This is a genomic window from Anaerotruncus rubiinfantis (genome assembly GCF_900078395.1).
Taxonomy (GTDB): Bacteria; Bacillota; Clostridia; order Oscillospirales; family Ruminococcaceae; genus Anaerotruncus; species Anaerotruncus rubiinfantis.
In genome coordinates, this window is the sequence record NZ_FKLA01000008.1 from 1 (window position 1) to 14,220 (window position 14,220).

The 14,220-nt window shown below is 56.2% G+C and carries 15 protein-coding genes and 4 tRNA genes; 17 read left to right on the forward strand and 2 right to left on the reverse strand.

Annotation, left to right across the window (positions count from 1 at the left end; all coding sequences use genetic code 11):
* The first annotated feature begins 50 nt into the window (after positions 1-50).
* The 6 genes from BN4275_RS02275 (at position 51) to BN4275_RS02300 (ending at position 2,229) form a co-directional block, all read left to right on the forward strand.
* Positions 51-126: transfer RNA gene (locus tag BN4275_RS02275), tRNA-Asn, on the forward strand.
* 44 nt (positions 127-170) lie between these two features.
* Positions 171-247 (forward strand) — tRNA-Ile (locus BN4275_RS02280).
* A 191-nt stretch (positions 248-438) separates the two neighbouring features.
* Positions 439-514, forward strand: a tRNA-Trp gene (locus tag BN4275_RS02285).
* 205 nt (positions 515-719) lie between these two features.
* A tRNA-Thr gene (locus BN4275_RS02290) sits at positions 720-795 on the forward strand.
* Positions 796-1,065: 270 nt separating this feature from the next.
* Complete coding sequence (locus BN4275_RS02295; RefSeq protein ID WP_079988011.1) at positions 1,066-1,527, forward strand: GyrI-like domain-containing protein; 462 nt, start codon at positions 1,066-1,068, stop codon at positions 1,525-1,527.
* Between the two features lie 372 nt (positions 1,528-1,899).
* Positions 1,900-2,229 (forward strand): hypothetical protein, encoded by a 330-nt coding sequence (locus BN4275_RS02300; protein ID WP_066453304.1) that lies wholly within the window; start codon positions 1,900-1,902, stop codon positions 2,227-2,229.
* Here the strand turns inward: BN4275_RS02300 and BN4275_RS17145 are convergent.
* Positions 2,226-2,513, reverse strand: coding sequence for a hypothetical protein (locus tag BN4275_RS17145; RefSeq protein ID WP_147349475.1), 288 nt, complete (start codon positions 2,511-2,513; stop codon positions 2,226-2,228). The two genes, BN4275_RS02300 and BN4275_RS17145, sit on opposite strands and share 4 nt — an antisense overlap.
* Positions 2,514-2,553: 40 nt before the next feature.
* On the opposite strand from BN4275_RS17145, the gene BN4275_RS02305 reads away from it, so the two are divergent.
* The 5 genes from BN4275_RS02305 to BN4275_RS02325 all read left to right on the forward strand — a co-directional run bounded on the left by BN4275_RS02305 (position 2,554) and on the right by BN4275_RS02325 (position 7,771).
* Positions 2,554-3,012, forward strand: coding sequence for a DUF2752 domain-containing protein (locus BN4275_RS02305; protein WP_066453306.1), 459 nt, complete (start codon positions 2,554-2,556; stop codon positions 3,010-3,012).
* A gap of 23 nt (positions 3,013-3,035) precedes the next feature.
* Positions 3,036-4,292, forward strand: coding sequence for a serine hydroxymethyltransferase (gene glyA / locus BN4275_RS02310; protein ID WP_066453308.1), 1,257 nt, complete (start codon positions 3,036-3,038; stop codon positions 4,290-4,292).
* A gap of 104 nt (positions 4,293-4,396) precedes the next feature.
* Positions 4,397-5,668, forward strand: a complete 1,272-nt coding sequence (locus BN4275_RS02315) for a replication-associated recombination protein A (RefSeq protein ID WP_066453310.1) — start codon at positions 4,397-4,399, stop codon at positions 5,666-5,668.
* 37 nt (positions 5,669-5,705) lie between these two features.
* Positions 5,706-6,644: an AEC family transporter gene (locus BN4275_RS02320; protein ID WP_066453320.1), complete on the forward strand. Its 939-nt coding sequence runs from the start codon at positions 5,706-5,708 to the stop codon at positions 6,642-6,644.
* Between the two features lie 29 nt (positions 6,645-6,673).
* Entirely contained in the window at positions 6,674-7,771 is a 1,098-nt protein-coding gene (locus BN4275_RS02325; RefSeq protein WP_066453322.1) for a DUF362 domain-containing protein, read from the forward strand.
* A 43-nt stretch (positions 7,772-7,814) separates the two neighbouring features.
* Here the strand turns inward: BN4275_RS02325 and BN4275_RS02330 are convergent, their stop codons facing one another.
* Positions 7,815-8,753, reverse strand: coding sequence for a S1 RNA-binding domain-containing protein (locus tag BN4275_RS02330; RefSeq protein WP_066453323.1), 939 nt, complete (start codon positions 8,751-8,753; stop codon positions 7,815-7,817).
* Between the two features lie 195 nt (positions 8,754-8,948).
* Between BN4275_RS02330 and BN4275_RS02335 the strand changes: the two genes are divergently transcribed.
* From BN4275_RS02335 to BN4275_RS02360, 6 genes are read left to right on the forward strand one after another with little or no spacing between them, the layout of a single operon-like run.
* On the forward strand, positions 8,949-9,170 hold the full coding sequence (locus BN4275_RS02335) for a DUF951 domain-containing protein (protein WP_066453324.1): 222 nt from the start codon (positions 8,949-8,951) through the stop codon (positions 9,168-9,170).
* A gap of 48 nt (positions 9,171-9,218) precedes the next feature.
* Entirely contained in the window at positions 9,219-10,295 is a 1,077-nt protein-coding gene (prfA, locus tag BN4275_RS02340; protein ID WP_066453327.1) for a peptide chain release factor 1, read from the forward strand.
* Positions 10,296-10,315: 20 nt separating this feature from the next.
* Positions 10,316-11,350: an L-threonylcarbamoyladenylate synthase gene (locus BN4275_RS02345; protein WP_079988013.1), complete on the forward strand. Its 1,035-nt coding sequence runs from the start codon at positions 10,316-10,318 to the stop codon at positions 11,348-11,350.
* A gap of 21 nt (positions 11,351-11,371) precedes the next feature.
* On the forward strand, positions 11,372-12,127 hold the full coding sequence (gene coaE / locus BN4275_RS02350) for a dephospho-CoA kinase (protein ID WP_147349476.1): 756 nt from the start codon (positions 11,372-11,374) through the stop codon (positions 12,125-12,127).
* A complete protein-coding gene (locus BN4275_RS02355) occupies positions 12,124-12,714 on the forward strand; it encodes a lytic transglycosylase domain-containing protein (protein WP_066453331.1) in 591 nt (196 codons plus the stop codon). The genes coaE and BN4275_RS02355 overlap by 4 nt, the downstream gene beginning before the upstream one ends.
* 34 nt (positions 12,715-12,748) lie before the next feature.
* The gene (locus BN4275_RS02360) at positions 12,749-14,155 is read left to right on the forward strand and encodes an aminopeptidase (protein WP_066453332.1); all 1,407 of its coding nucleotides are present in this window, start codon (positions 12,749-12,751) and stop codon (positions 14,153-14,155) included.
* Positions 14,156-14,220: the final 65 nt, after the last annotated feature.

Consider the following 14,220-nt stretch of genomic DNA (forward strand, 5'->3'; position numbering starts at 1 on the left):
GTCGATGCCAGCTCTGACCACAGCAGGGGTGACTCTGCTGTGGTTTATATTCCTCCTTAGCTCAGTCGGTAGAGCATGCGGCTGTTAACCGCAGGGTCGTCTGTTCGAGCCAGACAGGGGGAGCCAAAATACCCCGCTGCCAGCCGGCGGCGGGGATATTTTTATTTTGCGGGCCATTAGCTCAGTTGGTTAGAGCAACCGGCTCATAACCGGTCGGTCCCGGGTTCGAATCCCTGATGGCCCACCAGAACTTTGAATGTGCCTGTATATCTTGTTGGGTGCTCAAAACAGCGCGGAAAGTCTGTGAACCCTCTTACGGTTCACGGATTTTCTCTTTCATAGGCAGTGTGAACTACCTATGGAAAACATGGTAAAACTGTTGACAAATCTGTTCCCACAAGGTATAATAGCTTTTGTTGAGTTTTGAAAATTTCATAAAGGGGTATAGCTCAGCCGGTAGAGCAGTGGTCTCCAAAACCACGTGCCGAGGGTTCGAATCCTTCTGCCCCTGCCAAGAATAAGAAGTTGGTTTACCAGCTTCTTATTTTTATTCTCTTTCGATTGCCCGTATTTCAAATGAAAATCGGTAAATCCTAACCAGGGAAGAAGATCCGTGAGAAACTGCATGAAAAATGTATTTTAGGTATTGACAAAGATAGCCTGGACATGTATAATAAATTTCGTTGGCTGAACGCTGGCCCCAAAAAACGATAAAAAATGCTGATATAGCTCAGTCGGCAGAGCACATCCTTGGTAAGGATGAGGTCATCAGTTCGAATCTGATTATCAGCTCCAGAAGAACCTCTGTAAAAGGCTTTTGTAAGCTTTTTACAGAGGTTCTTTCATTTGCTGAAAAAAGAGAACCAGCAATATAAGCAGGAAGCCGGCGTTCCATGGCGTGAAAGATGTCCGCTTTGGCGGCAGCCGGAGGCGTTGAATTTTACTGTCTTCTGATATGTAGCTGTTATTAAGAATATTGGAACGTTTTGTGCGGCCCCGGTAATATGACAGACAGTTGTCCGGTACATTTGATAAACTGGTATCAAATCAAAGGAGGAATGCAAGATGCCAAAAATGTCAAATGTTGAACTGTTTGAACTGCGGGAACAGCCGACCCTTACCATCCGCGCGACCGTCCCGGCGCAGGGGCTCCCGGAGCTGATCGCAAAGAGTTATGCTAGGATTGGCGAATATCTGGCCGAGCTGGGGGTTGGGATCTGTGACGTGCCGTTCGTGATCTATTATAATATGGATGTGGACGCGCTGGATGTGGAGATCGGTTTTCCGGTTCCGTCAGCGCAGCCGGGAAAGGGGGAGATCGCCTCTTCCAAAATCCCAGCGGGCAAAGCGGCCAGCTGCATCTACCGCGGCCCGTATGCCCAGATAGGCCCGGCCTATGAAGATTTGGAGGCCTGGTTTGTCAAACAGGGATGCGAACCCGCCGGGCCTTTCTACGAGTACTATTACAATGGACCGGATTCACCAGAGGATGAGTTGCTGACGCGTGTGTTCATGCCGCTCAAATAAAAGATGAAACCGAGGCGGATGTGGTTACATCCGCCTCGGTTTTCGCATAGTAAATCAGACACCGTTTATTGGGAAAGGGAATAGGATGGAAGGAGTGGGAACAGGAAACCTGTTGAAAACGACAAAATTTGCAAAAATGACAAACCGGTTACAGAATCGATCAGGAAATAAATGGAAAAATTACAATTAGGTTACATTGAGGTTACAGAACAGTAACAATTATGAAAAAAATTTTAACAAATTTGAATTTTCCTCTTGATTTCCGCATAATATATGATATATTATAGATAGCAGAGATTACAAAGAGTAAAAACATCTGTAGAAATTCGTATAAAAGTTACAATTTGTAACTTTTGAAGGAGGTAAACCGCTATGACAAAACAAAATACCCGGAGGACTTCGCTGCTGATTGGCGCTGCTGTGGCGGTTATGACCTTTGTGCTGCTGTCGGCTTTTGCCGGCGGGCTGATTGAATTTTCCCGTGACGCTGGATTCTTCCTCTGGCTGCGCGACCTGCTTGCCTACAGCTTCACCAATAAGATTCTTCAAAAGCTGTTCGCTTCGTTTACGCTTGGCTTTGCCGCTTACTTCATCAATCAGATGATCGTTTACGGCAAACAGGTCAGCGCCAAAAAACGCGCCCGTGCGACCCGGGTCCGGTTTACGCCGAAGGACAATGACAGCTTCGGGCAGACCGCTTAATTTTGCTTTTCATTTTTTTCTCCTAATTCATAATAACAAGCCGGCGTCACATTTGTGACGCCGGCTTGTTTATGCAGGGAAAGAATCAGAGCACGATTTGGAAAAGTGCCATGACTTTTCCGAAAATGATCAGAAGGACGGCGGAAAGCACGCAATAGAGCAGGATTTTCCAGGTTGGCGGCGCGGGACGCTGAAAGAACGACATGGTAAGGACTCCCCTTTTTCGCGAATTCATACAATACGGAAATACTAGCACATTTTTCGAGAAAAAGAAAGGCTTTCATCTTGTGCGGCCCAAGCCGTTTGTGCTATACTAGCTTTATTATGAAAAAGTATCGTCTTTTTTCCCGCTCGAATACGCTCCTGGGACGCGCCGGACAGCTCGCTGTCATGCTTTTGGGGATCGCGGCGCTTGTGTGGCTGGCGGCGCATTGGGGCGTTTACCGCTGTCCGCTGCGCTGGACATTCGGCGTTGAATGCCCGGCGTGCGGTATGACCCGCGCGGCTGCCGCGCTTCTGCGGTTCGATTTTATCGGGGCGTTCCGTTTTAACCCGCTGGTGTACGTCGTCTGCGCTTATGCGGCGATCTGCGCTTATGGCTGGCTTTTCAGGCCGCGGCTTCTGCGCTCCAAAAGGCTCTGGGCCGTTTTCATCGCGCTGTTTCTGTGCTTCTGGGCGGTGCGGATCGCCCTGTTTTTCTTGGGTCAGTATCCCGCTTTTTTGGAACCAAACGCGCGGTTTCCGGTCATTTTCCGGAAACTGTTCCTTTTGATAAAAATGTAATGATGTGATGGAGGTAATGAAAAATGTACAGTGAGATGATGGACACCATTGGATTTGTATCCCGGTTCGATCCGGAGGTTGGCGCGGGCATGCAGAAGGAGCTTGCGCGCCAGCGCCGGAACATCGAACTGATCGCGTCCGAAAATATCGTCAGCCCGGCGGTTCTGGCCGCAATGGGCAGCGTACTGACCAACAAATACGCCGAAGGCTATTCCGGCAAGCGGTATTACGGCGGCTGCGAATGTGTGGACATTGTGGAGGATATCGCGATCGCGCGCGCCAAGGAGCTCTTCGGCGCGGGCTATGCGAACGTCCAGCCGCATTCGGGCGCGCAGGCAAACCTCGCCGTCTACTTTGCCTTGCTCGAGCCGGGCGATACCGTCCTGGGTATGAGCCTGGCCGACGGCGGGCACCTGACCCATGGCTCCCCGGTCAACATGTCGGGCAAATACTATAACTTTGTCCCGTACGGGCTGCGGGACGACACCCAGACGATCGATTACGATCAGGCGCGGGAGCTCGCGATAAAGCATAAACCCAAGCTTATTGTGGCTGGCGCTTCCGCCTATCCGCGCGTCATCGATTTTGAGAAACTCTCCGCAATTGCCAAAGAGGTCGGCGCCTACTTCATGGTGGATATGGCCCACATCGCGGGGCTGGTCGCCGCAGGAGAGCATCCGTCCCCGGTGCCGTACGCCGACGTGGTCACCTCCACCACCCATAAGACCCTGCGCGGCCCGCGCGGCGGCATGATCCTCACGAACAATGAGGAGCTCGCCAAGAAATTCAACAAGGCCGTGTTCCCAGGTACCCAGGGCGGCCCGCTCGAACATATCATCGCCGCGAAGGCGGTCTGCTTCGGCGAGGCGCTGAAACCTGCATTCAAGGCGAGTCAGCGCCAGACGGTCCTCAACTGCCAGGCGCTGGCGAAGGCGCTGACCAAACGCGGCTTTTCGCTCGTTTCGGGCGGCAGCGACAATCATCTGATCCTGCTTGACCTGCGCAGCATGAATGTCACCGGCAAGGAGCTTGAGAAGAAGCTCGATGAGGTTTACATCACCGTCAACAAAAACGCCATCCCCAATGACCCGCAGAGCCCGTTTATCACGAGCGGCGTGCGTATTGGAACCCCGGCGGTCACCACCCGCGGCTTTAAAGAAGAGGATATGGACCGGATTGCCGAGTTTATCTTCCTGGCTGCGACCGATTTCGATCAAAAGGCTGATGAAATCCGCGCCGGCGTCGATGCGCTCTGCGCGAAATATCCGCTTTACGAGTAATCCTGCAATCAGAGATGTGACACCGCCCGTAAACGGGCGGCTGGGGCGCGGAGGACAAGGTCCTCCGCGCCGCTTTCAGATTTTTGGATCGAGGTGATTTTGAAATGGCTGCACCATTGGCCGATCGCATCCGCCCCCAGACGCTCGACGACGTGGTCGGGCAGGAACACATCCTTGGTAAGGATAAGGTCCTGCGCCGGATGATCGAAACCGGCAACATCCCGAATCTGATCTTTTACGGCCCGTCCGGCATCGGCAAGACGACGGTCGCTTCGATCATCGCGAAGCGGGCGGGCAAGAAGCTCTGCAAACTCAATGGAACCACCGCCTCGACCGCCGATATCCGCGATGTGGTAACCGAAACCGGGACGATCGACGGGATGAACGGAGTGCTCCTCTACCTCGACGAGATCCAGTACCTCAACAAAAAGCAGCAGCAGACGCTGCTCGAATTTATCGAAAACGGGTCGATCACCCTGATCGCATCCACAACTGAAAACCCCTATTTCTATATCTACAACGCGATCCTTTCGCGCAGCACCGTCTTTGAATTTAAACCTGTGCCGCCCGCGGCGGTCGAACGTGCGGTGAACCGCGCCTTTTCGATCGCCAGGGAGTATTTCGGAGGGGATTTTGCCGTGGAGGACGGGGTAGTCCCTTACATTGCGGCAGCCTGCGGAGGCGACGTGCGCAAATCGATCAACGCGGTGGAGATGCTGTCGCTTGCAGCGGGTGAAGGCGGCGCAGTCACGCTCGACGACGCCAAGCAGGTGGCGCAGAAGAGCGCCAACCGCTACGACAAGCAGGGGGATGAACACTACGACCTCGTTTCCGCCCTGCAGAAATCGGTGCGTGGTTCGGACGAAAACGCCGCGCTGCATTATCTGGCGCGGCTTTTGGCGGCAGGGGATTTGCTCTCGCCCTGCCGGCGGCTGCTTGTCATGGCAAGCGAGGATGTGGGGATGGCTTATCCGATGGCGGCGGTCATCGTAAAGGCCTGCGTCGATTCGGCGATCCAGCTTGGGCTGCCCGAAGGGCGGATTCCGCTGGCCGAAGCGGTGGTGCTGATGTGCACCGCGCCCAAATCGAACTCCTCCTATATGGGGATCAACGCCGCGCTGGCGGATGTGGAGGCGGGTCTCACCGGCTCCTTCCCGCGCGCCTTGCAGAATAAGCATTACGACGGCGCAGAGGTGAAGGAAAAAGGACAGAACTACCTCTACCCCCATGACTATCCCAACCACTATGTCAGGCAGCAATACCTGCCCGATGAACTCAAAGGCAAGGTTTACTACGAGTTCGGTGACAACAAAACCGAATCGGCTGCAAAGGCCTATCGGGAAAAGATCCTGCGGGAAGCGCAGGCGGGCAAATGACAAAAATCTGACGGAACATGCGGATTCGAGGAATAAAATGGAAAGCTTATATTTATCCGCCCGGATCATCACGCCGATCTGCGCGGCGGTTCTGCTGGGCTATGCCCTGCGGCGGCTGAAGCTGTGGGACGACCACACCGTTTCCCAGGTCAATACCATCTGCTTCAAGGTGCTTTTTCCAATTCATCTTTTTATCAGTGTGATACACACCGACCTGTCGAGCACCCTCGATGAAAAATTGCTGGTCGCGGGCGTCGTGTGTGTCTTTGTGATCTTTTTCGGCACCTTGGGGGGCTGCATCATCTTTGTGAAGGAGAAACGGCGGCTGGGAGCTCTGGTGCAGGGGATCTTCCGCGGCAACACGCTGCTGTTCGGCCTGCCGCTGGTCACCACCCTTTACGGGGACGAACGGGCGGGTGTGGCCGCCCTGATGATCGCAGTGGTCATCCCGGTCTACAACACCCTGGCCGTCATCCTGCTGGAAAGCTGCCGGGGCGGCAGGGCCAGCCTCAAAAAGGTTCTGTACGGGATCGTCACAAACCCGCTCATTGTGGGCACGGTCACCGGCCTGGCGGGGCTTTTGTGCGGCGTGCATCTGCCGGCCATCGCCGATGAAGCGGTTATGAGCATCACCAAAATCACAACACCGCTTGCCCTGCTTGGGCTTGGCGGCACCTTCCGTTTTGACGCGGTCGGGCATAACCTGCGTGCGCTTTTCTGGGCCGTCTTTTCCCGCCTGATCCTGATCCCGGCTATCCTGATGCCGGTGGTGATCGCGCTTGGATTCCGGGAGGTCACACTGGCGGCGCTGCTCACCATCCTGGTTGTGCCGACCGCGGTAAATTCCTTCACCATGGCGCAGCAGATGGATTCGGACGCGGAACTCTCGGGACAGATCGTGGTATTCACTTCGCTCTTTTCAATCCTGTCCGTCTTTGGATGGATCTTTTTACTGAGCCATTTGGGCTATTTGTAATCCTGTGTTATCTTTAGGAGGCGATGCCGATGCTTACGCGCAATGAAATCCTGGTCACCTATGGGGAGGCCCCATTCGTGATGGCAAAAGAACTGATGGAAGAAGCGCAGGTCGCGCAGATGATCCCCAAGGGGGCGCTCGTGGGCCTCAAGCCAAACCTCGTGGTGGGCCGCCCGGCCGATACCGGCGCGACCACCCATCCGGAGATCCTTGCCGGCGCGATCGAATATTTGCGCGCCCACGGGCACGAGAATATCCTGATCCTGGAGGGTTCTTGGGTCGGGGACGATACCGATTCCGCCTTTCGCACCTGCGGATATACGGCTCTTTCCAAAAAGTATGGCGTGCCGCTTTTCAATACGAAAAAAGACAAGATTGTGATCAAGTCCTTTGACGGCATGAAAATGGAGGTCTGCGAGAAGGCGCTCGCAGTTGATTTCCTGATCAATGTCCCGGTGCTCAAGGGGCACTGCCAGACGACTGTGACCGGTTCGCTCAAAAATCTCAAAGGCCTCATTTCCGACCGGGAGAAACGGCACTTCCATACCATGGGCCTGCATAAGCCGATCGCCTGCCTGAACAAGGTCTTAAAGCAGGATTTTATCCTGGTGGACGGCATCTGTGGAGACCTCGACTTTGAGGAAGGCGGCAACCCGGTGCAGATGAACCGGATGTTCTGCGGGCTTGATCCGGTGCTGGTGGACAGCTTCATCGCTTCCTCAATGGGCTACGAGCCGGCGGACATCGAATATATCCGCCTGGCGGAAGGGTACGGCGTCGGAAGCGCCGACCTCGCGAAGGCGCAGATCCGGGAGCTCAGCCGTGACGAAACCCCGGCGCGCCCCACGTCCGCCCGCAAGGTGCAGCGGCTTGCGCGGCACGCGGACCAGCGGGACGCCTGTTCGGCCTGTTATGCGAACCTCATCCAGGCGTTCGCGCGGCTCGATGACGAGGGCCTGCTCGCAAGTCTGCCGCAGGTATGCATTGGGCAGAAGTTCCGCGGGAAGCCCGGCGGGCTTGGTGTGGGGAACTGCACTTCCTGCATGGCGCATTCGCTGGCTGGCTGCCCGCCGAAAACACCAGAAATGCTCGCGTTCCTGCGGGAATATGCGCAGGGAAAGCAATAAACGCACAAAAAGAGCGCGGCTGCGGCCGCGCTCTTTGCGGTTTCTATTTTGGAGGTCCGCCAAAGGACGTCTCAATCACGCGATCGGAACAGTCGGGTGAATACTGCCAGCGGGAGATGTGTCCTTCGCTGACGAAATACGGCGACGGAGCGGCACGGTAAGCGGCGTCAAACGCGTCGACGATAATCAGCTTCACCTTCATTTTTTCCGGGATGAGGTTCTTTATGTAGACGCTCGCGTGCTGGCCGATCTTTACGCCGTCGCGCGGTTCGGCAAGCCCCGCAAGGTTTGGGGTGAGTTCCACGAACACACCGTATTCCTCCACCGACCGCACAATCCCGGCGACCGTTTCGCCAGGCGCGAAGAGGGCTGCGTTCTCGGCCCAGGTGCCGAGCAGCTCTTTATGGGAGAGCGAGATCCGCCCGCCTTCCTCGACAGCGCGGACCACCGCTTTGATTTCCTGTCCGGTGTGGAAACGGTCGCGCGGATGGGATATCCGGCTGACCGAAATCGAATCGATGGGGATGAGCGAAGGGATTCCGCAGCCGATATCGACAAAACAGCCGAACGCTTCGAGATGGGTGACCCGCGCGTCGATGACATCGCCGGGCGTGAGCTTTGTGATGTAGCTGTCCATACATTCCTGCTGCACGGCGCGGCGGGAGAGCAGGGGGATGACCACGCCGTCGGGGTTGAAGGAAAAACCGGTGATGCGGTAACAAACCGGCTTGTTGACCCGGGAGATGATCGCGATATCCCGGGTGGAGCCGTCCGAGATGCCGAGCGCGCCTTCCTCCCGGGGAATCATGCCGCGGTATGCGCCCATGTCCACAATGAGGTTGTGCTGGGAGTCGCAGACGATGGCGCGGCTTTCCAGAATCCGGCCGGCGGCATGCGCTTCCTGCAGCGCCGAAAGAGAATGAAACGCCTGTTTATTGGCGGCGGTGTCGATCAGCATTCCTTCGGGTTTGTAGTTTGACATTTTATTTGACCCTCCTCTTTGCACATACAACACTATATGCGCTTTGAGCGGGGGGTATGACGCGCGCGGCGCGCGTGCGGGAAGGTTTGACGGCTAAAATATTTACAACTGGCTTGTTGCGATTAAATGAAAACTTCTGTATAATATAAGATCAGGGTGTCCGATATTCATGAAAGGAAACGGGGTGAACGGCGGATGAATATTCAGGTGGGGGATGTGCTGGTGATGAAAAAACCACATCCCTGTGGGGAACACCGGTTCACGGTCGGCCGTGTCGGAATGGATTTCCGCATTCGCTGTACCGGATGCGGGCGCGAGGTGATGGTCCCGCGCGCCAAGGTGGAAAAGAACATCCGCAAGGTGCTGCGCGACGGCGCCGAGCTCAGTGTGAACGATTTAAAACCGCAGCATTTGTAGCGGGGCTGCATCAATTTCATCAAAAACGAACACGAGAGGAATAGCGGAATGTTTGATAAATTGGATGCGGTCGCAAGCCGTTTTGAAGAAGTAAACCACAAGCTCATGCAGCCGGACGTCGTGAACGACCAGGCGCAGTACACCTCGCTGATGAAGGAATATAAACGGCTCGAGCCGATTGCGGAGAAATACCGCGCTTACCGCGCGGCGAAGCAAGCCTATGAGGAAGCGCGTGAAATGCTCGAGGAGGGCGGGCTCGACAAGGAGCTGCGGGAACTCGCGCAGGAGCAGTACGACACGAACAAGCAGCAGATCGACGAAGCGGCGCAGGAGCTGAAGCTCCTGCTTTTGCCGCGCGACCCGAACGACGAAAAGAACGTCATCGTCGAAATCCGCGGCGGCGCCGGCGGGGAAGAAGCGGCGCTTTTCGCGGGGAGCCTTTACCGGATGTACACGATGTACGCCGAAAGCCAGGGGTGGAACTGTGAGGTGCTCGGTATGAGTGAAACCGAGCTCGGCGGCTTTAAGGAGATCAGTTTCTCAATTGACGGGGAAGGCGCTTACTCGAAGCTCAAGTTTGAAAGCGGCGTCCACCGCGTCCAACGGGTTCCGGAAACCGAAACGCAGGGCCGTATCCACACCTCGACTGTCACGGTCGCGGTGCTGCCGGAAGCGGAGGAAGTCGAGTTTGATCTCGACCCGAAGGATTTGCAGATCGACGTTTTCCGTTCGTCCGGCGCGGGTGGCCAGCATGTCAACAAGACCTCCTCCGCCATCCGTGTGACCCACCTGCCGACCGGCATGGTGGTCGAATGCCAGGATGAGCGCAGCCAATATAAGAACAAGGACCGGGCGCTCAAGGTGCTTCGTTCGCGCCTATTAGACATCAAAGTGCGCGAGCAGAACGACCGGATCGCTTCGGAACGCAAGCTCCAGGTCGGCACCGGGGACCGTTCGGAGCGCATCCGTACCTACAACTTTCCACAGGGCCGGGTCACCGACCACAGGATCGGGCTCACGCTTTATAAGCTCGACGCGGTTTTAAACGGCGATCTCGCCGAATTGATCGACGCGCTCATCACCTTTGACCAGGCCGAGAAGCTTCAGGCTTCCGGGGAATCGTAATTTTAGCGGGAGATGTCGTATTGCCAAGGACAAAAGTTTTGAAGGTTACCGATATTGAAAAGGACCGCGCTGCGCTCGACCAGGCGGCGGCGCTTCTGCGGGAAGGAAAGCTCGTGGCGATCCCGACCGAAACGGTCTATGGGCTCGCGGCCAATGCCCTCGATCCGCAGGCGGCCCACGCGATTTATACGGCAAAGGGCCGACCGGGCGACAACCCGCTCATCGTGCACGTTTCGGATCTTTCACAGATCCCGCCGCTGGTGAAAACCGTCCCGGACGCGCTTCGCCGTTTGGCGGAAGCTTTTTGGCCGGGTCCGATGACGGTGATTATGGAAAAATCGGACAAGATCCCGCCAGCCACTTCCGGGGGGCTTGAGACAGTTGCGATCCGCATGCCATCCCATCCGGTCGCGCGGGAGCTCATCCGCCGCAGCGGTGTGCCGCTCGCGGCGCCGAGCGCGAACCTTTCCGGATCACCGAGCCCGACAACCGCGCAGCACTGCATTGACGACCTCACCGGCCGGGTGGACGCGATTGTCGACGGCGGGGAATGCGAAGTTGGCGTGGAATCGACGGTGCTGACGCTGTGTACCGACCCGCCCTCTGTTTTGCGGCCAGGCGCTGTGACGCTCGAAATGCTGCGGCAGGTGATCCCGGAGATGACGCTCGACCCTGGGGTGTTTGAGCACCTTTCCGACGACTGCAAGGTCGCTTCGCCCGGTATGAAGTATAAGCACTATTCGCCGAAAGCGCGGGTGGTGCTGGTGCGCGGGGACCTTGCCCAATTCGGACGGTTTGTCGCATCGCAGAAGCAGGATTTTGGAATCCTTTGCTTTGAGGAGGACGCGCCGCATTTTTGGGGCCGGCGGTGCATCACCTATGGACATGAAAACGACCCGGCTTCCCAGGCGCACCGGCTGTTTGACGCTTTGCGGCAGGTGGATAAGGAAGGACTCGGGATGGTTTATGTGCGCATTTCGGACATCGAGGGGATTGGACAGGCGGTTTACAACAGACTGCTTCGCGCAGCGGGATTTGACGTAATTTTACTTTAATATGTTAAGGGGCTGGCGCAAGTGAGTGAAAGAAAGACGATGATCATCGGCCTGACGGGCCAGACCGGCGCGGGCAAATCGACCTTGAGCAGGATGTTTTCCGAGTGGGGCGTGGAAGTGATCGACGCGGATAAGGTTGCCCGCTATACAATTGAAAATTCAAAGGAATGCCTCATGGACCTTGTGCTGGAATTTTCCACCGAGGTGATCCATCCGGACGCAACCCTCAACCGGCCGAAGCTCGCGGAAATCTGTTTCGGCGATAAAAAGAAACTCAAACGGCTCAATGAAATCACCTTCCCATACATTATCCGGGCGATCGGGCGCAAACTAGAGGAGGCATGCGGCCGCGGCGTTAAGATGGTGCTGCTTGACGCGCCGACCCTTTATGAGTCGGGCCTTGACAAACGCTGCGACCGGGTGGTTGCGGTGATCGCGGATGCCGAAACCCGCACCCGGCGGATCATCGAACGGGACAAGATGACCGAGGAGGACGCCCGCCGCAGGGTGAATGCCCAGAATAATGACGCGTTCTACACCTCACGCGCCGACGATATACTTACCAATGACGGTGAGCTGGGCGCTTTGCGCCTTGTGTTTATCGATCTTTTCAACCGTTACGAAAAGCTTGCGAATGAAGGCGGTTTCGATAAAGATGGATCGGAACGGCCGCAGGCGCGGGAAGCCGCGTCCCCGGATGCGCCGGGAGAAATGCCGGACGCGCTGCCTTCGGATAAAGAGGTATTCGGGGAGCTGGCGGGCGAAGATTCCGAATGACTGGAGGAAGAAACATCAGGCGCGCAGTCAAAATCTGTTTGGAACTTCTTTTGCTGGCGATGGTGCTTTTGGGCGCAGTCAGCGCGGTGCGGTATGGCTTTGACCGGTACTACCGCAACGCCTATCCAATGAAATATGAGGAACTTATTGATTCCGCCTGCAGAGAAAAAGAGCTCGACCGGGCACTCGTCTACGCGGTCGTGCGCACTGAGAGCGGCTTTAACCCCGAAGCGGTTTCGAATGTGGGCGCGAAGGGGCTTATGCAGATGATGCCGGACGCATACGATTGGGTTCGGATGCGTAAGGGTTTGGCTGGGGAAGCGGATCATGACGACCTGTTTGACCCCGAAACAAATATCGAGTATGGAACCAGCATGCTGAAGATCCTGCTCGATGAATTTGGTACGGTGGATAACGCGCTATGCGCCTACCATGCGGGGTGGGGCAGCGTGAAGAACTGGCTTGGCGATCCGGAGATTTCTCCGGACGGGGAGCATGTCGAACATATCCCCTTTAAAGACACCGCGGCATATGTCGAGAAGGTCGGAAAGACCATCGAAATCTACCGCAGGCTCTATGATTTGTAAGGATTGAAATTCAGATAAAAGGAGACATGGCACTATGGCAAAAGATAAATCGGCGGGTGAGCTGCTGCAGGAAAAGCTGCTCTTAAACCGCGAAAACATCGGCGTCGCGGCCGATGAAGCCTATGAAAAGGCGGCGGATGATTTCTGCGCGCCGTATATGCGTTTTTTGGATCTCTGCAAAACCGAACGGGAGGCTGTCCCGGAGATCATCCGCATGGCCAAAGCGGCGGGATTTACCGAATTTGATCCGCGGGGAAGCTACCGGCCCGGCGACTGTGTTTACCGCAACAACCGCGGCAAGGCGGTTCTGCTCGCGACGATCGGTTCCCGTCCGATTGCGCAGGGGGTGCGTATCATGGCCAGCCATATCGATTCCCCGCGGCTCGACCTCAAGCCGAACCCGCTTTATGAAGAAGCGCAGCTCGCCATGTTTAAAACCCATTATTATGGCGGCGTGAAGCGTTATCAATGGGGTGCGATCCCGCTGGCTCTGCATGGCGTGATTGTCAAGAAGGACGGCCAAACAATCGCCGTCGCGCTCGGCGAGCAGGACGATGACATGGTGTTTACCGTGACTGACCTTCTGCCGCATCTGGCGGGTGAGCAGATGAAACGCCCGCTCAAGGACGGGCTCAAGGGGGAGGAGCTCAACGTCCTGGTCGGCTGCCGCCCGTTCAAAGACGATAAGGCAAGCGAGAAGGTCAAGCTCAACATTATCCGGATGCTCAACGAGAAGTACGGAATCGTTGAGGCGGATTTTCTTTCGGCGGAGCTTACAATGGTGCCGGCCTTCAAGGCGAAGGACGTTGGCTTCGATCGCTCGATGATCGGCGCGTACGGCCACGACGACCGGGTCTGCGCTTACACCTCGCTGATGGCGGCGCTTGAGAACAAGAACCCGCCCTATACCACGGTGACCGTCTTTGCGGATAAGGAGGAGACCGGTTCGGACGGCAACACCGGGCTCAATTCGGAATATCTCAAATATTTTGTGTATGACCTGGCGGAATGCTTTGGCGAAAACGGCCGCGCGGTGCTTTCAAAATCGACCTGCCTGTCGGCCGACGTCAATGCGGCGTTCGACCCCACCTTCCCGGACACCATGGAAAAACGCAACTGCGCCTACCTCAACTACGGCGTGGTCGTGACCCAGTATACCGGTTCGGGCGGCAAGTATGGCACCAGCCAGGCTTCGGCGGAATTTATGGCCCAGGTGCGCAGAATCCTGGACGGCGAAAAGATTTTCTGGCAGACCGGCGAACTCGGCAAGGTGGATTTCGGAGGCGGCGGGACGGTCGCCAAATATGTGGCGAAGCTCAATGTAGACGTGGTCGATGTGGGCGTGCCGGTGCTCTCGATGCATTCGCCTTTCGAGATCGTTTCCAAAAACGACGTTTACGCGACTTATCTGGCCTTCAAAGCCTACTGCGCCGCGCAATAAAATACCAGAAACAGAGAGTCCCCGCCGCGGCGGCTGGCCGCAGCGGGGACCTTCCATGTAATTTT

Bases quoted from the DNA above. Each gene is read 5' to 3' on its own strand.
- BN4275_RS02295 (WP_079988011.1), top strand. From the start codon at position 1,066: ATGCCAAAAATGTCAAATGTTGAACTGTTTGAACTGCGGGAACAGCCG.
- BN4275_RS02300 (WP_066453304.1), top strand. From the start codon at position 1,900: ATGACAAAACAAAATACCCGGAGGACTTCGCTGCTGATTGGCGCTGCT.
- BN4275_RS17145 (WP_147349475.1), bottom strand. From the start codon at position 2,513: ATGAAAGCCTTTCTTTTTCTCGAAAAATGTGCTAGTATTTCCGTATTG.
- BN4275_RS02305 (WP_066453306.1), top strand. From the start codon at position 2,554: ATGAAAAAGTATCGTCTTTTTTCCCGCTCGAATACGCTCCTGGGACGC.
- glyA (WP_066453308.1), top strand. From the start codon at position 3,036: ATGTACAGTGAGATGATGGACACCATTGGATTTGTATCCCGGTTCGAT.
- BN4275_RS02315 (WP_066453310.1), top strand. From the start codon at position 4,397: ATGGCTGCACCATTGGCCGATCGCATCCGCCCCCAGACGCTCGACGAC.
- BN4275_RS02320 (WP_066453320.1), top strand. From the start codon at position 5,706: ATGGAAAGCTTATATTTATCCGCCCGGATCATCACGCCGATCTGCGCG.
- BN4275_RS02325 (WP_066453322.1), top strand. From the start codon at position 6,674: ATGCTTACGCGCAATGAAATCCTGGTCACCTATGGGGAGGCCCCATTC.
- BN4275_RS02330 (WP_066453323.1), bottom strand. From the start codon at position 8,753: ATGTCAAACTACAAACCCGAAGGAATGCTGATCGACACCGCCGCCAAT.
- BN4275_RS02335 (WP_066453324.1), top strand. From the start codon at position 8,949: ATGAATATTCAGGTGGGGGATGTGCTGGTGATGAAAAAACCACATCCC.
- prfA (WP_066453327.1), top strand. From the start codon at position 9,219: ATGTTTGATAAATTGGATGCGGTCGCAAGCCGTTTTGAAGAAGTAAAC.
- BN4275_RS02355 (WP_066453331.1), top strand. From the start codon at position 12,124: ATGACTGGAGGAAGAAACATCAGGCGCGCAGTCAAAATCTGTTTGGAA.
- BN4275_RS02360 (WP_066453332.1), top strand. From the start codon at position 12,749: ATGGCAAAAGATAAATCGGCGGGTGAGCTGCTGCAGGAAAAGCTGCTC.